At 45.8% G+C, this 19,611-nt stretch carries 18 protein-coding genes; 12 read left to right on the forward strand and 6 right to left on the reverse strand.

The features are described from left to right. Window positions 1–25: 25 nt before the first annotated feature. Window positions 26–757, reverse strand: a complete 732-nt coding sequence (locus tag MHB49_RS16840) for a GntR family transcriptional regulator (protein ID WP_405156975.1) — start codon at window positions 755–757, stop codon at window positions 26–28. A 199-nt stretch (window positions 758–956) separates the two neighbouring features. On the opposite strand from MHB49_RS16840, the gene MHB49_RS16845 reads away from it, so the two are divergent. Next, window positions 957–1,259: a helix-turn-helix transcriptional regulator gene (locus tag MHB49_RS16845; RefSeq protein ID WP_247902968.1), complete on the forward strand. Its 303-nt coding sequence runs from the start codon at window positions 957–959 to the stop codon at window positions 1,257–1,259. A gap of 88 nt (window positions 1,260–1,347) precedes the next feature. Further along, window positions 1,348–2,748: an aldehyde dehydrogenase gene (locus MHB49_RS16850; protein ID WP_405156976.1), complete on the forward strand. Its 1,401-nt coding sequence runs from the start codon at window positions 1,348–1,350 to the stop codon at window positions 2,746–2,748. 63 nt (window positions 2,749–2,811) lie between these two features. On the opposite strand, the gene MHB49_RS16855 is transcribed toward MHB49_RS16850, so the two are convergent. Further along, complete coding sequence (locus MHB49_RS16855) at window positions 2,812–3,723, reverse strand: AraC family transcriptional regulator (RefSeq protein WP_247902970.1); 912 nt, start codon at window positions 3,721–3,723, stop codon at window positions 2,812–2,814. A 210-nt stretch (window positions 3,724–3,933) separates the two neighbouring features. On the opposite strand from MHB49_RS16855, the gene MHB49_RS16860 reads away from it, so the two are divergent. From MHB49_RS16860 to MHB49_RS16900, 9 genes are all read left to right on the forward strand, one after another. After that, window positions 3,934–6,165 (forward strand): glycoside hydrolase family 52 protein, encoded by a 2,232-nt coding sequence (locus MHB49_RS16860; protein ID WP_405156977.1) that lies wholly within the window; start codon window positions 3,934–3,936, stop codon window positions 6,163–6,165. Continuing rightward, the gene (locus tag MHB49_RS16865) at window positions 6,162–8,312 is read left to right on the forward strand and encodes an alpha-glucuronidase family glycosyl hydrolase (RefSeq protein ID WP_405156978.1); all 2,151 of its coding nucleotides are present in this window, start codon (window positions 6,162–6,164) and stop codon (window positions 8,310–8,312) included. Before MHB49_RS16860 ends, MHB49_RS16865 begins: the two co-directional genes overlap by 4 nt. 141 nt (window positions 8,313–8,453) lie before the next feature. Further along, the gene (locus tag MHB49_RS16870; RefSeq protein ID WP_405156979.1) at window positions 8,454–9,521 is read left to right on the forward strand and encodes an NAD(P)-dependent alcohol dehydrogenase; all 1,068 of its coding nucleotides are present in this window, start codon (window positions 8,454–8,456) and stop codon (window positions 9,519–9,521) included. Window positions 9,522–9,688: 167 nt separating this feature from the next. After that, on the forward strand, window positions 9,689–9,955 hold the full coding sequence (locus MHB49_RS16875; RefSeq protein ID WP_405156980.1) for an HPr family phosphocarrier protein: 267 nt from the start codon (window positions 9,689–9,691) through the stop codon (window positions 9,953–9,955). 144 nt (window positions 9,956–10,099) lie between these two features. Further along, complete coding sequence (locus tag MHB49_RS16880) at window positions 10,100–10,348, forward strand: type B 50S ribosomal protein L31 (protein WP_062319704.1); 249 nt, start codon at window positions 10,100–10,102, stop codon at window positions 10,346–10,348. 148 nt (window positions 10,349–10,496) lie between these two features. Beyond that, window positions 10,497–10,802, forward strand: a complete 306-nt coding sequence (locus MHB49_RS16885; RefSeq protein ID WP_405156981.1) for a Dabb family protein — start codon at window positions 10,497–10,499, stop codon at window positions 10,800–10,802. A 152-nt stretch (window positions 10,803–10,954) separates the two neighbouring features. Continuing rightward, window positions 10,955–11,716 carry an SDR family NAD(P)-dependent oxidoreductase gene (locus MHB49_RS16890; protein ID WP_405156982.1) on the forward strand — a complete coding sequence of 254 codons (762 nt, stop codon included), beginning with the start codon at window positions 10,955–10,957 and terminating at the stop codon, window positions 11,714–11,716. Between the two features lie 202 nt (window positions 11,717–11,918). After that, the gene (poxB, locus tag MHB49_RS16895; RefSeq protein ID WP_405156983.1) at window positions 11,919–13,646 is read left to right on the forward strand and encodes a ubiquinone-dependent pyruvate dehydrogenase; all 1,728 of its coding nucleotides are present in this window, start codon (window positions 11,919–11,921) and stop codon (window positions 13,644–13,646) included. Window positions 13,647–13,991: 345 nt separating this feature from the next. Continuing rightward, window positions 13,992–14,747, forward strand: coding sequence for an SDR family NAD(P)-dependent oxidoreductase (locus MHB49_RS16900; RefSeq protein WP_247897364.1), 756 nt, complete (start codon window positions 13,992–13,994; stop codon window positions 14,745–14,747). A gap of 111 nt (window positions 14,748–14,858) precedes the next feature. Here the strand turns inward: MHB49_RS16900 and MHB49_RS16905 are convergent, their stop codons facing one another. The 4 genes from MHB49_RS16905 to MHB49_RS16920 form a co-directional block, all read right to left on the reverse strand. Further along, on the reverse strand, window positions 14,859–16,040 hold the full coding sequence (locus tag MHB49_RS16905) for an MFS transporter (RefSeq protein WP_405156984.1): 1,182 nt from the start codon (window positions 16,038–16,040) through the stop codon (window positions 14,859–14,861). Between the two features lie 177 nt (window positions 16,041–16,217). Next, on the reverse strand, window positions 16,218–16,502 hold the full coding sequence (locus MHB49_RS16910; protein WP_247903172.1) for a helix-turn-helix transcriptional regulator: 285 nt from the start codon (window positions 16,500–16,502) through the stop codon (window positions 16,218–16,220). A 172-nt stretch (window positions 16,503–16,674) separates the two neighbouring features. Then, complete coding sequence (locus MHB49_RS16915) at window positions 16,675–17,019, reverse strand: hypothetical protein (protein WP_405156985.1); 345 nt, start codon at window positions 17,017–17,019, stop codon at window positions 16,675–16,677. Between the two features lie 39 nt (window positions 17,020–17,058). Further along, complete coding sequence (locus MHB49_RS16920) at window positions 17,059–18,249, reverse strand: cytochrome P450 (RefSeq protein ID WP_405156986.1); 1,191 nt, start codon at window positions 18,247–18,249, stop codon at window positions 17,059–17,061. A 235-nt stretch (window positions 18,250–18,484) separates the two neighbouring features. Between MHB49_RS16920 and MHB49_RS16925 the strand changes: the two genes are divergently transcribed. Continuing rightward, complete coding sequence (locus MHB49_RS16925) at window positions 18,485–19,462, forward strand: aldo/keto reductase family oxidoreductase (RefSeq protein ID WP_405156987.1); 978 nt, start codon at window positions 18,485–18,487, stop codon at window positions 19,460–19,462. The last annotated feature ends 149 nt before the right edge of the window (window positions 19,463–19,611 follow it).

The following is a 19,611-nucleotide window of genomic DNA, read 5'->3' on the forward strand; positions in this document are numbered from 1 at the left end:
AGTTAAAGAACAGGTATTGCCATTGTCATTGAAAATAGGAAGGGTATGTATCCCGCAGGATAGCCAGATCCGTGACGGTCAAATGCAGATGTTCCTGCATGATGTGCTCCGCCGTTTGGGCGTCGTGCTGTTGTATCGCCTGAACCATGGATTGATGCTGCTCTAGCAAATGATCCCATTGATGATCAGAGGACAGGCGGAGCATTCGGCTTCGGTTCAGATGCACGTTCATATGCTGGATCACGGACCAGGTGTTACTTTTGTTGCAGCCTGCAAAGAGAGTACTATGGAATTCCTCATCCAATCCGAACATTCGCTCATCATCCGGTTCAAGTATGCATTCCTGCTGCTGTGCAAGATTTTGCTCCAATATCATCATATGTTCATCCGGAAATTGAACACAGGCAAGCCGGATAACGGCACGCTCAAGCTGTTCACGCATGAACCGGGCTTCCTCCACGAGATCAACCTGAATCAAGGATACATAGGTACCCCGTTGCGGATATACTTCGAGCAGACCTTCCTGTGCTAATCGGACAAAACTTTCTCGAACAGGGGTCCGACTCACATTGAACTCAAGCGAAATCTCCTTCTCCGAGATGGCGGTACCGGGAGGCAGCTTTAAACTAAGAATTAACTGCTTCAACGTTGTATAGACCGCATCACGTGAAGAGAATGTCTGCTTTTTCAGAGAAGACTGGCTTATTAAGGACGATAATAAATCGGCTTTGGATGAAGACCTCGGGGGATATTCCATTATTTCAACTCCTTCAAGCATATACTACCATACTTGTATGGTAGTGTGGAAGCGCTTTTATATAACTTATTGCACTAAGTTATCAGACTTGTCTTGCTCTTAGAGGAGTGGTGGAGTAAACTTCAGTTATTAGGTTTAAATGATTAAACCAATAGACGCAATGAAGTATGATATCTGTAGAACATATAGGGGTGAAACCATGGGACAAAAAGCGATATCTATTTTTCAAACCTGCATTCCCTTATTTCAGGTACTTAGCGACAATCATCGCCAAGCGATTTTACTCGCTCTTAGTGAGAAGGGCAGCATGACTGTGAATGAAATTACAGAACAGTTCAACCTTTCTAGGCCTGCCATATCTCATCATCTCAAGCTATTACTTGAGAAAGGGCTCATCTCCGTGGAACAGAAGGGCACACAACGATTTTATTCTGCTTCATTAAAGTCTTCAGTGGAACTATTGAAGGAACTGGTTGGAGCACTGGAAGAAGAGTGTTTATAAGCAAGAGTGGTTAACATGCCTAGGCATGTGGACTATATGTTCGTATGTTTAAACGTATCATCATTAAGGTGTAGAGGAGATGGGCTGTATGAGTACCATACAAGAATTAAGGGAAAATGAGGTCGAAGAAATTTTACAACTGCAACGGCAATTTTTTCGCTCAGGGGTTACTCGTTCGGTTGAGTCACGCATTGCACATTTAAGCCAGTTGAAACAGGCGATTCAGAAGTATGAGTCCCGTCTTACCGAGGCGCTCTATCAGGATTTGGGAAAGAGTGAGTTCGAATCATATACGACAGAGATCGGATTTATGCTGGATAGTATCTCCCATACGATTCGACAAGTGAAGAAATGGGTCAAACCGGTCAAAGTGAAAACCCAATTCGCTCTGATCGGTTCCAAAAGTTATATCGTTCCTGAACCCTATGGCGCGGTATTGATTATTGGACCTTTTAACTATCCATTCCAGCTGTTAATTGAACCTCTGGTTGGAGCATTGGCAGCAGGCAATACGGCAGTCCTCAAAGCGTCAGAGAACACACCAGCCGTCTCAGCTGTTATTCGCGAGATGATTAACTCGGTATTCGAATCAGCATACGTTCACGTGGTCGAAGGAGCCAAAGACACAACCACGGCGCTCATTAACGCGCCATTCGATTATATTTTTTTTACAGGAAGTGTGCCAGTGGGCAAAATCGTCATGGAGGCCGCTGCCAAAAATCTTGTTCCGGTTACCCTCGAGCTTGGCGGTAAAAGTCCGGTCATCGTGGATAAGCACGCAGATCTAAAGGTGGCTGCACAGCGCATTGTATGGGGGAAATTGCTCAATACGGGTCAGACCTGCATCGCCCCGGATTATCTGCTTGTGCATGAACAGGTGAAAGATTCGTTAATCACCGAAATGAAAGCAGCAGTGGAATCGTTCTTTGGGACAGATATCCAGCACAATCGAGACTATGGGCGAATCGTCAACAAGGCCCATTTCAAACGTCTCACGACCCTTATTGAACGTGATCAGGCTCATATTATCTACGGTGGTCAATCCGATGAGGAAGATCGCTTTATTGAACCGACATTTATTGATGCTGAATCCTGGGAAGCCGCAACGATGGAGGACGAAATTTTTGGTCCAATTCTGCCAATTATCAGTTATTCTCATATTGATGAGGCGATTGCAGACATTGTGAAGCGGCCAAAACCACTGGCACTCTATCTCTTTACATCAGATACACAATTACAAGATAAAGTGATGCGAGAGGTTTCTTTTGGGGGCGGCTGCATTAACGATACGATCACCCATGTGGCCAACCCGCGTCTGCCGTTTGGAGGGGTAGGACATTCAGGTCTTGGCTCTTATCACGGGCGTTACAGCCTGGAGACTTTCTCTCATATGAAAAGTGTGCTCAAAAAGAGCACCCGATTGAATTTGTCGATTTTATATCCGCCGTATGATAACAAGCTGAAGATGATTAAACGCCTTTTAAAATGAAAAACCGACGTTTATACGCAAACAAACTAAATGCCATACTGGAATGATGTCAATGAATGAAACTCATTCGGGAGCAGGCTGTTCCTGTCTGTAACGTGATGGGGAAATACCGGACCAGCGCTTGAATTGACGACTGAAATGGGCAATATCCTTGTAACCTAACATCGCAGCGATGTTCTGCACCGACAGCTTCGGGTTACCCAGCAGCACTTTGGCTTCATGCAGAACCATATCGGATAAATATACACGCGGGGACTGGCCATACACCTGCCGAAATACACGGTTACAATGGGAGGAACTGATGCCCAGTTCTGCTGCAATATCATCAATGCCATAATGGCTGTCGGACTCACGTCCTTGCTTGAACTGCTGACTCACCAGACCTTGCAGCCGATTGCGAATTTGGTGGGCCAGTTCAATTTTCTCATATCCGTCTGTGAACAGTTGAGCCGCTTCCTGAGAGACGGCCTCCCACAAATGACCAAACAATTCAAACACTGCCGACTGCAGCTGCATACGCTGTACCATCGTACTTGCCGCCCGATCGTCTGCAGAAGACATTAGTTTTCGAAGTACAGGCTCGATCTGGCGTGTAACCGGACTATCGGCATCGAACAATACCTGCTTGATTCGGGCAAGCAAGGAGAGAAATAACTGATCATCAATGTCAAAATGCATGCAAAAATAAGTAAATCCCTTGTCATTAGGGCTCAGGCTGGAATGAATGCTTCCTGGAGGAATCAGGAGCAATTCACCAGCCTTTTGTACATACAACTTACCGTTTATGGTCATGCATTGTTCGCCTTCCGTTACATAGTTCAGCTCATATTGTGGATGTTCATGGGCTGGATAGTCCCAATCGGCACCGACACTTCGCAAATGAATAGCGAACAAATTCACCGTTGTTTGTACATCCGGGTAAAACACCTCATGCACACTCTCTCCCAGAGCGGGAGGCAAATAGGTGGAAGACATGATAGACCCCCTCAATAATCTATGGTTGCTCCTGATGGAATGATGGATTACGATAAAATGGTGCAAATGTAACCGCTTTAATGCATTATAACCTATCAGCTTGATTTGGGTAAATATCCGATTGATTTGACCATGGTCTATCGCTGAATGCCCATGGTAGGATGGGGCTAATGAAAACGCATGCAAACCATTTGAGAGGGGTCATCGTTCATGAGCACGCCCAAATCCATCTTTTATAACGCCCATCACTCACCGATCGGGGCTTTTGCCAGTTTTACACTAGGTTACAAGGGAGCCAAAGGCGGATTAGGTCTGGAGCTGGGCAAGCCAGCAGATCAGAATGTATATATTGGTTTACAATCTCGTGACAGTGAGAATTACGAAGCCTTGCCATTTTTTGAAGCCGTTGAAGATGCAAGCGTTCGGTACGATGTAGAGAAAGTGGAAAATTCGGATTCCGACCAAGCATCCTTGAGCTCAGCGGAAAATGGGGCTAGCACGCCAGCCGGAGTTGGAACGCAAACGTCGCGTCCCTTGATTTCAGCATTTCGTGATGAAGAAATTACACGTGAGTTCACTTCAGGAACAGATACGTGGATGGCAGGTGATCTGACTTTCCGTATATACTCACCTGTGCGTCCTGTACCTGAACCGATGAGTGGCGATCGTGAAGCATTAATGGATGCGCTTGTGCCTGCGGTGCTGGTGGAGATGACGATTGATAACACGCAAGGACGGCAGACGCGTAAAGCATATTTTGGATACCAAGGCAATGATCCTTACTCAGCGATGCGCATCATCGGAGGACCTGAGGGTGGGGCATTAACCGGAGTTGGACAAGGTCGCTTAACCGCTATTTTATCTGCGGATGAGGGACTATGGCCTGCACGTGGATTTACACTGGAGAAGATATTGCAGGAGAAGCATCGTGAGAACCTGGCCTTCGGATTGGGGGAAACAGCTGCGTTGTTGATGGACGTTCCCGCCGGAGAGAAGCGTACGTACCAATTTGCCGTTTGTTTTTATCGCGGCGGGATTGTTACTTCGGGGATGGATACGAGCTATTGGTATACCCGTTATTTTGCAGATATCCTGGATGCCGGGAAATATGCACTTGATCGTTTCAGCGAGTTGACTGCTTCCTGTAAGGAAGTTGAGCAACGTCTTGGTGCAGCTGCTTTGAGTGAAGATCAGTCCTTTATGCTTGCCCATTCCATTCACAGCTACTATGCAAGTACACAACTGCTCGATGCGGACGGCGAGCCGTTCTGGATCGTAAATGAAGGCGAATACCGGATGATGAACACACTCGATCTGACCGCAGATCAGTTGTACTTTGAACTTGCCTTGAATCCTTGGACGGTGCGTAACGAGCTGGAATGGTTTGTGAAACGCTACAGTTATACAGATCAAGTGCGCTTCCCGGGCGAAGAGAAGGAATATCCGGGCGGCATTACGTTCACACATGATATCGGCGTAGCCAATGTATTTTCGCGTCCGGGACACTCCGCATATGAACTCGTGGGCATTGATGACTGCTTTTCCCAAATGAGTCATGAGGAACTCGTGAACTGGCTTTGCTGTGCGACTGTATATATTGAACAGACACAGGATCGGGAATTCGTTAAAGAGATGCTGCCCGTCATTCGTGATTGCTTCGAAAGCATGTTGAACCGGGATCATCCAGATGAACAACAACGCAACGGCCTGATGGGGCTGGATAGCAGTCGTACCAAGGGCGGAGCCGAAATTACCACCTATGACAGTCTGGATGTATCACTTGGTCAATCCCGCAATAATATCTATCTGGCAGGCAAATGCTGGGCTGTCTATGTTGCACTGGAGAAGCTGTTCGCTGGAGAGAAATTGGCTGAACTGTCTCATCATGCAGGGCGTCAGGCGGATCGTTGTGCAGCCAGTATAGCAGCCCAGTTGACCGACAGTGGCTACATTCCGGCAGTTATCGCCGAAAATAATGATTCTCGTATCATTCCAGCGATTGAAGGCTTGGTGTTCCCATACTTCACCGGCTGTGAAGGCGCGTTGGATGTTAATGGCCGTTTTGGTCCCTACCTGCAAGCACTGCGTACCCACTTGAAAACCGTTCTTGTTCCTGGTACTTGTCTGTTTGAAGATGGAGGCTGGAAGCTGTCCTCTACGAGCAATAACTCATGGCTCAGCAAAATATATCTATCCCAGTTCATCGCACGAGAACTGTTGGGCGTGGATTGGGAGGAAACAGGCAAGGCTTCTGACGCTGCTCATGTAAACTGGCTGCTGCATCCCGAGGAATCCTACTGGTGCTGGAGTGACCAGATCCTGGCCGGTGTAGCGGTTGGAAGCAAGTATTATCCGCGCGGTGTAACATCAATTCTATGGCTGCTCGAGGGCAAAGGTAATCGTCTGGAGCAGATCTATGCCAGCAAGGAGGCTGTACAATGAGCAATACAACCATTCAATCCAATATCTCCGGCCCGCAATATGATGCGTGGCTTGGATATCTTCAAAGTCAATCCGCAGTAAAAGGGGCCGATAAAAAGACAGCCCCTGCCTGGAGCCGTACCGTCTCGGTGACGGAAGATCAGGAAATCATATCAACAGCAGCAGCCGAACTGACTCAGGGATTGGATAAGCTGTTTGGCATCAAGCCAAAAGTTAGTCAGGAATCGGCCAGTCAAGCGAATATAGCAGATTCAGCCCACCAGGAGGCGCAAGGGATATGGATCGGTACCTGGACGGGGTCGGAAGCTGTAGCGCAGGCCTTCAACGACACGGAACGCTCTTCCGTGCAAGGAGAAGGCTATATAATCCGCGAAGATAAGGAACAAGGCAGACTGTTTATTGGTTCCGAAACCCCTCAGGGTGTCTTATATGGAGCTTTTCATCTGTTGAGGGAGCTTGTTCTGGAGCAAGAAAACTCAAACGATGTACATCCTGCTGCGGGAAGATTAAGTTACATTTCCGAGCAGCCTGCTAATGCATTACGCATGATCAATCAGTGGGACAACGTGGACGGAAGCATCGAGCGTGGTTATGCTGGAAGATCGATTTTCTATGATAATGGAGAATTCACTCGTGATCTCGGGCGCATCCGTGATTATGCCCGTTTGCTTGCTTCCACAGGCATTAACGCTATTTCGATCAATAACGTTAACGTGCATCAGTGTGAGAGCCTGTTCCTGACGGAACGTTACCTCGGCGATGTTGCGAAGGTTGCTGCCGAATTCAGAGCGTACGGCATCCGATTATTTCTGAGCGCAAACTACGCAAGTCCGATAGAGATTGGTGGATTGCTTACGGCAGATCCGCTGGATGAACAGGTCCGGGAATGGTGGAACATCCAGACAGCCAAGGTATATGCGGCAATTCCTGATTTTGGCGGTTATCTAATCAAAGCGGATTCGGAAAATCGGCCGGGCCCCTTCACGTATAACCGGGATCATGCTGATGGGGCGAATATGCTTGCCGAAGCACTTCGTCCGTTTGGTGGACTGGTCATTTGGCGCTGTTTCGTCTATAACTGTAAGCAAGACTGGCGTGACCGCTCCACGGATCGTGCACGGGCGGCATACGACCACTTCAAGCCACTCGATGGCCGATTTGCGGATAACGTTATTTTGCAGATCAAGAATGGGCCGATGGACTTTCAGGTTCGCGAGGCCGTATCTCCGCTGTTCGGGGCAATGGAGAACACCAATCAGGTGCTGGAATTCCAGATTACGCAGGAGTATACGGGCCAGCAGCGACATCTGTGTTATCTGATCCCACAGTGGAAGGAAGTATTGGATTTTGATACGTTTGCCAAGGGGCCAGGTTCTGAAATCAAACGCATTGCTGACGGTTCTCTGTACAACAGGCCCTACAGCGGCTTTGCCGCAGTCTCCAATATCGGTGCAGATGCTTGCTGGACAGGACATCCGCTCGCTCAGGCGAATCTGTATGGATATGGAAGACTTGCCTGGAATCCGGAGCTGTCATCCGAAGAAATCGCAGAGGAGTGGGTTAGACTTACCTTCGGACATGACGAAGAGGTCGTTCGTCTAATCTCTGGCATGCTTTTGAATTCGTTGGATATCTATGAAAGTTATACAGCACCCCTAGGTGTAGGCTGGATGGTTAATCCGGAGCATCATTATGGACCTAATGTGGATGGATATGAATATTCCAAGTGGGGCACGTACCATTTTGCCGATTGTGATGGCATTGGTGTGGACCGGACAGTGAGCAGTGGAACAGGATATACGTCGCAGTATCACCCGGAAAATGCCGAAAGATATGAATCCGTAGATTCCTGTCCGGACGAGCTGCTGTTATTTTTCCATCATGTCCCGTATACGCATGTTCTGCATTCCGGCAAAACAGTCATTCAGCATATTTATGATACACATTTTGAAGGTGCAGAGCAGGCAGCGGCGCTAGCTCAAACCTGGGGGCAGTTGGAAGGAAAAATTGATCCAACTGTGTTCAACAAGGTGGCTGCGCTACAGGCAGAGCAGACGGAGCACGCCAAAGAATGGCGAGACATGATCAATACGTACTTTTATCGCAAAAGCGGTATTGCCGATAAACAAGGAAGAACGATATATTAGTTTAGATACGAGAGTATATAAGTTAGACTAAACATTTTCACGATCACGAAGAGCAAGAACAGCTCTGAGGAAGCAAAGCGTTCACCTTTATTACCATATGAGGAAAGAACAACGTTGACATCCATGAGAAGGAGGGAACATATGGGACATCATCAATTACCCGAGACCATGAAGGCTGCTGTCATGACTGAGCCTGGGCACATCGTCATTGAGGAACAGGCTGTACCACAGCCAGCTGAAGATGAGGTACTTATTCAGGTCATGGCGGTTGGCGTCTGCGGATCGGATGTGCATTATTTTGAACACGGCAGAATTGGCCGTTTTGTGGTGGAGAAACCGATTATACTTGGACATGAATGTGCAGGTATTGTAGCGGCTGTTGGCTCGAAAGTATCGCGGTTAAAAGAAGGAGATCGGGTAGCCATTGAGCCTGGGGTAACCTGCGGTCGATGCACGGCATGTAAAGAAGGCCGCTATAATCTGTGTCCCGATGTACAATTTCTGGCGACGCCACCGGTAGATGGCGCATTTGTACAGTACATGACCATCCGTGAGGATATGGTTTTCCCCATCCCGGATCATCTGTCTTTTGAAGAGGCAGCAATGAACGAACCTTTCTCGGTTGGGATTCATGCTGCGAGACGCAGTAAACTGGCTCCGGGAACGACACTTGCCATTATGGGCATGGGACCTGTGGGATTGATGGCTGTTGCCGCTGCCAAATCGTTTGGTGTAGAACGCATCATCGTCACAGATCTGGAGGAAGTGCGGTTGGAAGCTGCTCGTCGTATGGGGGCCACCCATACCATTAATGTACGAAATGAAGATGCGCAAGCAGTGATCCGTGAGATAACGAACGGCGTAGGTGTAGATACGGCATGGGAGACTGCGGGTAATCCGAAGGCGCTTCAATCTGCTTTATATTCGCTCCGCCGTGGAGGCAAGCTTGCCATTGTTGGACTACCTGCACAGGACGAGATTCCCCTGAATGTTCCTTTCATTGCGGACAATGAGGTGAATATATACGGAATCTTCCGTTATGCCAACACGTATCCGGCGGGAATTGAATTTCTGAGCTCAGGCCAGCATGATGTGATGTCCCTGATTACTGACCGTTATTCACTTGAGGAGACCCAACAGGCCATGGAACGGGCATTACACAACAAGAGCGGCAGTCTGAAAGTAATGGTATACCCGAACGGGATATGAAACCCTTTTGAAGGAACCCTGATATTTAGGGTTTCTTTTTTGCATTTTTCGCCATAAAAGGATTAAACAAGCTTCCATAACGTGGTATAATGCTTGAAGATTTTAATATATAAAATCATACACACCAAATTTTGTTGAATAGCATCTAGCGAAAGGAACTGAAGGTTGTGAGAACACATGAATTTATGATTCACTCTGATTTCCACCGGGATGATCTGATGTCTGTATCTTCTCAAGCATCGCGTTTTGCATCGGATATTTCATTATCATTTACGGATGCAAATCATGAACATCGTGTAGATGTCAAAAGCCTGCTCGGCATGGCACTTCTCCCCATTCGACATGGCAGCGTGGTGAGATTGCAGACACGGGGAAGAGATGAACTTGAGGCGTTGGAATACATGCTTAACGTATTGGAGAAAGGCAGGGCTTGAACTCTGAAACCTGTGTAAATCTCAGTGAATTGTAAAATATTTATCGTTTGTTCAATTCCGGCTGGTACTTTGTCCAAAAAAAGAGTATAATAAAATTTAGTTCTATTCAAGGAAGTACCCATATTAAAGGAGTGTAAATAGATTATGCCAAAAGCTGACATCCATCCAAAGACACAAACTGTAATTTTCTTCGATGCAAGTGCAGATTACAAATTCTTGAGTTCTTCGACTAAATTCTCGAACGAAACAATGGAATGGGAAGATGGTAACACTTACCCAGTAATCCGTGTGGACACTAGCTCTGCATCCCACCCATTCTTCACAGGTAAACAAAGAAACGTGGACATCGGTGGTCGTGTTGATAAATTTAACCGTAAATACAACATCAAATAGTTTGTCCAACCATTATAAAAAAACCTCAGGATCAATCCTGAGGTTTTTTTGTATTCTTCTATAATTAATTCAACCAATTATTGCGCTTACAACACATTCGGATGTACACTAGGTAACAGAGTCAGACATATTGGAGGAGGAAATAGAGATGAGCAGCATTACACACATGGTAACGTTTACACTTTACGCGGGTAAAGATACACCTGAGGCAGAGGCTTTTCTGAAGGAAAGTTCGAATACATTGGCAGTTATTCCTGGTGTAGAGCAATTTCAGGTTCTGAGACAGGTGAGTGAGAAAAATGAATTTGACTACAGCTTCTCCATGGTTTTCGCCAATCAGGCAGCGTACGATGCATACAATGATCATCCGGTTCACCGTCAATATGTAGCAGAACGTTGGGAAAAGGAAGTTAGTCGCTTTCAGGAGATTGATCTCATTCAACACGGGAAGTAACTGATGAAATTATTTGTACAAAATATAATAACAGCATAAGGTTTCGAAATCGTTTTCTCTAATCGATAAATCAAAACTTCGCGTAATCCTTCTTTCTTCATCGCTAAATTTGGATTCAAAACACATGTGACTTAAAGGGAGGATCTGTGCCTATGAAATTGGATCTTACAGGTAAAACTGCGCTCGTGACTGGTGCAACAGGTCAATTGGGAAGAGTCATCGCTCGTACGTTGGCAGACTGTGGTGCTGACCTTGCGCTGCATTACATAAATAATGAAACGAAGGCTAAAGAGCTGCAAGGCGAGATTGAAGCCATTGGTCGTAAAGCAGTCATTGTTCAGGGTGATATCACGAAGCAGGAAACAGCATTTCGAATGCGGGATACAATAGAGTCCAACCTCGGCCATGTAGATATTGTGGTTGCCAATGCGGTCATCCAATATGCCTGGACAACGGTGCTGGAACAATCACCAGAGGATTATATAAGCCAGTTCGAATCATGTGTGATGCAGAGTGTGTACCTTGCCAAAGCATTCATCCCTTATATGAAGGAAGCCAGAGCTGGTCGATTTATTGGTATCAATACGGAATGTGCGATGCAAAATTTTGCTACCCAGTCTGCATATACGGCTGGGAAACGTGGCATGGATGGTTTGTACCGTGTGCTGGCAAAAGAGGTAGGCGAATATCAGATTACCGTCAACCAGGTGGCACCTGGATGGACGATTAGTGAGCGCGACCGCAACAGTGACCCGGGACATGATGAAGGTTATATTCAAACGGTACCGCTGAAACGCAGGGGAGAAGATCAGGAAATTGCCAATGCAGTAGCTTTTTTGGCATCCGACCTGTCCTCATTTATTACAGGTGCATATATCCCGGTCAGTGGCGGCAATGTGATGCCTGCTATCTAAATTCGTTTATTGATGTGCAGAATATAGAGTATTAGATGAATCCGTTTTGTCAGTCCATGACAAGCGGATTTTTGTTTTTTAGATATATCCATAAATACATATGATTTTGTTTCTAATTTCAAAAGATTGGGGTAAAAGAATAGGTATATTCACGTGGTGGAAAGATAACTCAGAATAAGCGAATAAAGGAGACCGACCTTTCATGAAAAAAACAATTGCAGACGTTCTGGTCGAAGCACTATTGAACGCAGGCATCAAACGCATCTATGGTATCGTTGGAGACTCCTTGAATGCGGTACTCGATTCCATCCGTCGTTCAGGTAAAATTGAATGGATTCATGTTCGCCATGAGGAAGTGGCTGCTTTTGCCGCCGGAGCTGATGCTCTAGTGAGCGGAAGTATTGCCGTATGTGCGGGTAGCAGCGGACCAGGAAACATGCACCTGATTAATGGTCTGTACGACTGTCATCGGAACCGTGTACCGGTACTTGCCATCGCCGCTCATATTCCGAGTGATGAGATCGGGAGTGAGTACTTTCAGGCAACTCATCCAGAGTATTTGTTTCAGGAATGCAGTCATTATTGCGAGGTTATTACAACAGCCAAACAGATGCCGCGTTCCTTTACGATGGCGCTACAAACCGCAGTCTCCCGTTCAGGCGTTTCCGTCATCATATTGCCTGGGGATGTCGCGGCTCTGGAAGCTGCTGATCTGCCTGTTCCGGAGCATGTGTATCATGCCACACATCCGGTTGTACATCCCTCGGAACCAGAACTTCGGAAACTGGCAGAATTTCTGAATCAGGACAAAAAAATTACGTTGCTGTGCGGAGCAGGCTGCGCTGGCGCACGGGAACCTTTGATGCAGCTCTGTGATCGCTTGAAATCCCCAATGGTTATTGCACTGCGAGGCAAGGAACATCTGGAATACGATAACCCATATTCAGTGGGTCTCACGGGATTAATCGGGTATTCCTCCGGCTATCATGCCATGATGGACTGTGATGTGCTTCTGATGCTGGGGACAGATTTTCCGTATCGTCAATTTTTCCCGGAAGATGCGATTGTACTCCAAGTGGATATTCAGTCTTCACACCTTGGCCGCCGTACAAAGCTCGATTACGGAGTGTGCGGAGACGTGAAAGCTACGCTTGAAGCATTGTTACCTTATCTGACGGTAGAGCATAGCGACAAACATTTGCATAAAAGTGTAGAACGTTACGAGAAAGTTCGTAAAGAATTGGATGAGCTTGCCGTAGGAAAACCTGGAAAAACGCCAATTCATCCACAATATCTAACCAAGGTCATCAGTGATGCTGCAGCGGAAAATGCGATCTTTACCTGCGATGTAGGTACACCTACGGTATGGGCTGCTCGCTACATTGAAATGAGCCGCAATCGCCGTTTGCTGGGTTCATTTAATCATGGCACCATGGCGAATGCTCTTCCACAGGCGATTGGTGCACAAGTGTCAGATCCGGGAAGACAAGTGATCTCCTTATCCGGTGATGGCGGCATTGCCATGCTGATGGGTGATCTTCTGACGCTTAAACAGCATAACCTTCCGATTAAAGTTGTCGTGTTTAACAACGGTGCACTCAGTTTTGTTGAACTGGAGATGAAAGCTGCGGGGTTACTTGAATCGGGTACCGAGCTTGTAAATCCCAACTTTGCCATGGTAGCCCAAGCGATGGGCCTGGAGGGAATACGGGTTGAAGATCCGGCTGATCTGGAAGAGGCTGTAGAGCGTGCATTACAGCATGAGGGTCCTGTTCTGATTGATGTTGTGGTGAATCGGCAAGAACTGTCCCTTCCTCCGAAGATTAATATAAAACAGGCCGAAGGCTTCACCTTATGGATGATGAAGGCGGTACTGAATGGACGTGGCGATGAGCTTATTGAGCTGGCCAAAACCAATTTGCTAAGATAGATCTTACGCGTGCGCACATTTGCATAGTTATCGTACCATGTTGAACAGTCGATATGGTTAGATAATGTATGAAATTAAACTGTACATCTCACCAATAAGAAGGGGAGCACTAGAGACTTTTACTAAGAAGTTCTCCTTCTTGAGATGTCTACTATGTGATGAAAATTATAGCATGTAGTCATATGGATGATTTGTCTTTGAGTCGTAACTCCATTAAAATAGGTAAAGTCAGGAAGGTTTTAAGTCCTTTTTCAAACTACATATGTCGCATTCCGATGTAATACTGCTTCATATCAAATTAACCGATCCGATGACAGATGACAAACACACATGGAGGAGATCAGAATGAGTCACAAAGGAAAAGTAGCAATTATCACTGGAGCAGGAAGTGGATTGGGACAAGCGACCGCACTGAAGCTGGCTGAGAAGGGCGCATCTATTGTGGTCGTTGATCTCGTGGCAGAGACGGGGCTGGAAACTGTAAAACAGATTGAGAAGCTGGGTGGTAAAGCGATTTTTGTACAAACGGATGTAAGCAAGGCGAACGAGGTAGAAAATTATGTGAACAAAACGATTGAGGAATTTGGTCGAATCGACATGTTCTTCAATAATGCCGGAATCGCTGGTCCTGGTGTCAAATTAATTGAACATACTATTGAACAGTTTGACCAAATCATTGATATTAACCTGAGAAGTGTATTTTACGGATTAAAATATGTGATTACCGAAATGCTCAAAACAGGTGGTGGTTCGATTGTCAATACAGCATCTACAGCAGGTATCGTGGGTGTTCAAGCAGTCGCGCCGTATGCAGCAACGAAGCATGGCGTAGTTGGACTGACACGTACAGCGGCCATTGAGTATGGTAAAGATAACATTCGTGTGAATGCCATTGCACCAGGTACGATTGAAACTCCAATGGTAGTTCAGTTCGGGAAGGATAATCCTGAAGTATTCAAAGCGACCCTTGACAGCATTCCATCCGGTCGTCTCGGTAAGCCTGAAGAGATTGCGAATCTGGTATCCTTCCTGCTGGGAGACGAAGCTCCTTATATTAATGGTGCTGTTTATCCCATTGATGGTGCTGTAACTGCACAATAAGGCATCCATTAGACTGAATAAGAAAGAGAGGCAACTGTAATGTTACAATGCCTCTCTTTTTGCGTGTTATCATTTTTATTCTTGAGAGTTTAAGTTTAAGCTTAAGCTCCATCATGCCACATTGGAAGATTCACTCTGTACTGTTGTGGCATTTGCCGGACGATAGGTAAGAATGATGATGATCATTGCAATCAACACCACTACTGCTCCAATCCAGGTGATGGATGACAAAGAAACTGCGCTGACGGCGATTCCCCCGATGCCGGCTCCGGCAGCCATGGCCAGTTGCATAACAGAACTGTTCAGACTCAACATAATTCCGGACGATTCCGGAGCCATTGTAACTAGATTATATTGCTGTGTTGGGCCGGAAGACCAGGCGGCGAAGGACCATAGAATCAACACAATGAAGATAGCCACACTTGAATGAGCCGTGATATTCAGCATCAGCAGACTTACGATATGCAGGGCCATTCCAAGGATGAGTGTTCGCTTTACTCCCATACGATCGGCGCTGTATCCTCCTGATTTGGAACCAATCAGACTTGCGATACCAAAAGCCAGCAAGGCTGAACTTAACAACGTTTCGCCCATGCCTGCGACAGATACCAGATAAGGTGAAATGTAGGTATACGCAATGGAATAGCCTCCTAGCCAGAAAAAGCTGACAAGCAGCGCAAATCCAACACGAGGTTGTTTAAGCAGGGCCAATTGTTTTTTCAAAGGAACCGGTGTTTCCCCTTCAGATGGTGGGATCGTAGATGCGATAACAACCATGGCGATCAAACCCAAAATCGCAATACCTGCAAAAATCAGTTTCCAATCCCAAGCTGCAGCAATCATTCTTCCCAGTGGAACGCCTACGATCAGGGATGCGGTAAATCCGGTAATGACTGTTGCAATGGAGCTGGCCTGTTTGCCTGCGGGTGCTATTTTGGCAGCGACTGTCAAGGCTGTAACTACGACAACTCCGGCTCCTAACGCCATGAGGACTCGTGCAGCGATAAAGAGCCCATATCCAGGCAGCAGGTAAGCCAAGATGTTACCAACGACAAAAATCCCCAGAAAGTAGAGCAGTAACTTACGTCGATCCATTCGAGAAGTTAAGGCAATGATGATGGGCGTACCCAGTGCATAAACGAGTGAAAAAATGGTAATCAGCTGTCCTGCAGCAATCAATGATATATTCATGGTGTCCGAAATTCGATCCAGAATGCCCGCAATAACATATTCGGAGGTCCCTACAAGAAAGCTGACCAAGGCCAGGACATAGATTTTCCATGTGTTAGACATAAGTATATACCTCTTTCAGATTTAAATTATTATATTTCTGGAAATATGGAAATAAAGACGAGAGAGCCGGATCGAGAAATAAAAAAAAACAATTCACCCGTACGGTCCAAATTAATCTCTCCATACAGTGAAAATATTTTTATGTTTCTAGTATTATAGAAATATAAAACAAAATTTTTATTTATCCAACAGATAAGGAGCAACTCTCTGTACAGTATCCGTATTCAGACTGTAGTAAATATAAGTACCTTTCTTTTGTGATGTTAACAAACCACAATCGGATAGCTGCTTCAGGTGATGTGATAAAGTGGAGAGCGCTACCGTTACAAGCCGATTTTCCAAATCAGCGGGACACAGGTTGCTTTCACCCGAAAGGATCTGAATGATCTTATATCGCGTTTGTTCACCCAGAGCTTTATGAATTTTGACGGCCTGTTCAGTATCAATCGGATTGGATTGCATCAAAATCGGTCCTTTCGTCTTTATTTCTTATTTCCATAAATATTGAAATAACTTTATCATACCTTTTGAAAAAAGTAAACTCCCCACGAAGATCGTTGTTTCCAGTCGAACATGAATCAACTGAAAACAAAAACCTTGGCAGGAAGTTGGGAAGTCTATCTAAATTCATTAATTATAGGCGTTCAAGATACTCGACATATTCTTTGGCATCTTTCAACGACAGGTTTCTCGCTTCACGAGCCTTTTTGATTGCAATTATTTTCTTGCCTTGGTGTGCAAGTGCCTGCAATTCTTTATCCAGTTCAGTCAGCTCAGCCTGTGACGGTGGAGGTGGAGACATATTCACTGAAGAAGCGTTATAACTAAGAGGGGATTGTGCGGTACGTCCTGAGCCATTTTCCAGACGTTCAACATCCCTTTTCAATTCATTCAACTGTGTCTGCAAGCTGATGACGCGAACCAATAAGATGAGAATAAGAAATAAAAAAATGACTAAAACAATGGTGTTGATTTCCATCCAGTAAGATGCCTCGCTTTCCTTGCTTCAAATGCATATCTATTTAAGCTGTACAGGGATTTCCTTGACACCTCGAACAATCATCCCGGGTCTCCATTCAAGTTCTTTAACATCCGCCTGCAGATGCATATCGGGAAAGCGGCGCAGCAGCGTATTAATAGCAATCTCACCTTCCAGTCGCGCGAGAGGGGCTCCCAGACAGAGATGAATGCCTTTGCCAAAAGCCAAATGTGCACTCTTCTCACGAGTGATGTCAAACACATCCGCATCCTTAAATTTCTCTTCATCCCGATTGGCTGAATCCAGCGCTACAATAACAAGTTCACCTTCAGCGATATGATGTCCATGAAATTCAATGTCCTCAGATGCCCAGCGGGACGTGCTGAATTCAACCGGACCATTATAACGCAGCATTTCTTCAACAGCATTATGAATTAACTCAGGCTGCTTAATCAGAAGGTTTCGTTGATCCGGGTGCTCCAAAAGGGCAAGTACACCATTGCCGATGAGGTTAACCGTTGTTTCGTGTCCGGCGATGATCAGCAGAGCGACAACACCAAGCAATTCATTTTCGGATAGTTGTTCTCCTGATTCCTCTGCCACAACGAGCTGACTGATCAGATCGTTACCTGGTTGCTCACGTACTTTGGCAAACCAGGCATTTAGGTAATCAATGAATTCCTTGGCATGCTTCTCAAATACTTCGGAATGCTCCGCACTTGTCGCATCGATAATCGAATTGGACCATACACGGAATTTATCCTGGTCTTCAAGAGGCACACCCAGAATCTCACTGATCACAATGATCGGTAATGGAAAGGCATACTCATCAATCAGATTCATCTTGTCCGAGGACTTGAGATTATCCAAAAGATCGTCGGCAATTTCCTGAATATGGCTTCTCATTCCCTCAATCAGCCTCGGAGTAAAAGCCTTCTGTACGAGTCCACGTAACCGGCGATGATCAGGTGGATCAGAAAAAAGCATATTATGCACGAATATATTTTGTTGATCTGGACCGTAACGTTTAATGACATCTTTACTGAAGCGGTTGTCTTTCAATACTTCGACTGCATCCTCATATCGGGTAATAATCCAACCGAAATCACCATGAGGGAACAGAACTCTGTAAATGGGATCATTCTGTCTCAGCTTTTCATATACGGGGTAGGGATTCTGTGTAAATTCTCGGGTGAAGAACTCAGGTTGTGAGGTTTCATTTGTACTCAAAGGGTTAATCTCCTCTCATGAAAATCTCATAATGTTACGCATCTTATCTAAGTGATCATATGTTAATTTCGGTAACTTCATACAAAAAGCCTGCACCATCTATATATTTAAGATGAGAACGATTGAAACCTTGTTTTCAAAGACAGGTCGGATAATATGGAAGGTAAATACAGGAAGGGTAAAGAAGAGTACTATAGAAAAGAAATTATAAATTAAAAACCGAGGAGCGGCTGTCATGTCCAAATCAAAACTTCCCCTGCACCATCACCAAATTCCTGCAAGTCCACTTGTACTTGGCTGTATGCGCTTTGGAGGTGATTGGGATGTTCTCCCGATTACTGAAGATCTTGTAATGGAAGGTCGCAAGGCTGTGGAAGCAGCCCTTGAAATAGGCATTAACCATTATGATCTGGCGGATATCTACACACGGGGCAAAGCAGAGTATGTGTTAGGCCGCGTCCTATCAGAGCAGAAAAGCTTGAGGAATCAGATCATTCTGCAGTCCAAGTGTGGCATACGTCTCGTTGGTGATGACGAAGGGCCCCAAAGATACGATTCTTCAGGTAAACATATTCTAGCGAGTGTTGATGGTATTCTTAAACGTTTGGGGGTAGAGTATCTGGACATCTTATTGCTCCATCGCCCTGATCCTCTTGCACATCCACAAGAAATTGGCGACGCCCTGGCGAGACTTCATCAAGCAGGAAAAGTACGTCATTTCGGTGTATCCAACATGGGCTCAGAACAGATACGTCTTCTCCAGTTGCATAGCAGCGTGCCCTTAATTGTAAACCAGCTTGAAATGAGTTTGGACAAAATCGGATTTGTGGAGGCAGGAGTAACCGTTAATCGACCGCAAGCCAAAGAAAATGTCTTCCCTTATGGGACGATGGAATATTGTCAGGCGGAGCAAATTCAATTGCAGGCATGGGGCCCGCTGGCACAGGGCCGGTTTACGGGCAGGGTCATCGATGGACAGCGCCCGGAAATTGAGGACACGGCCAAATTGGTTCAGCGGATGGCAAAGGAGCGAGGTGTTACACCGGAAGTAATTGTATTGGCCTGGTTAATGAAACATCCCGCAGGAATTCAACCCGTGATCGGTTCAATTCGTCCAGAGCGTATTCTGGCCTGTCGGGACGCTGCCAACACGGAACTTACACGGTATGAGTGGTACGAGCTATACTCCGCTTCATGTGGTAGAAGAATGTAGCCGATCTTAAAATGGGGACACAGGCTTCCGGCCTGTGTTTTTCTATGCTAATGGACTTGATCTGGTTGAACCACAACACGAATCGTTTAAATGATTAATAGAGACATAAGGCCTATAACGGAGATGTTTTTCTAACATCTTATTTATTT

It is taken from the genome of Paenibacillus sp. FSL K6-0108, assembly GCF_045040695.1.
Taxonomy (GTDB): domain Bacteria; phylum Bacillota; class Bacilli; order Paenibacillales; family Paenibacillaceae; genus Paenibacillus; species Paenibacillus pabuli_B.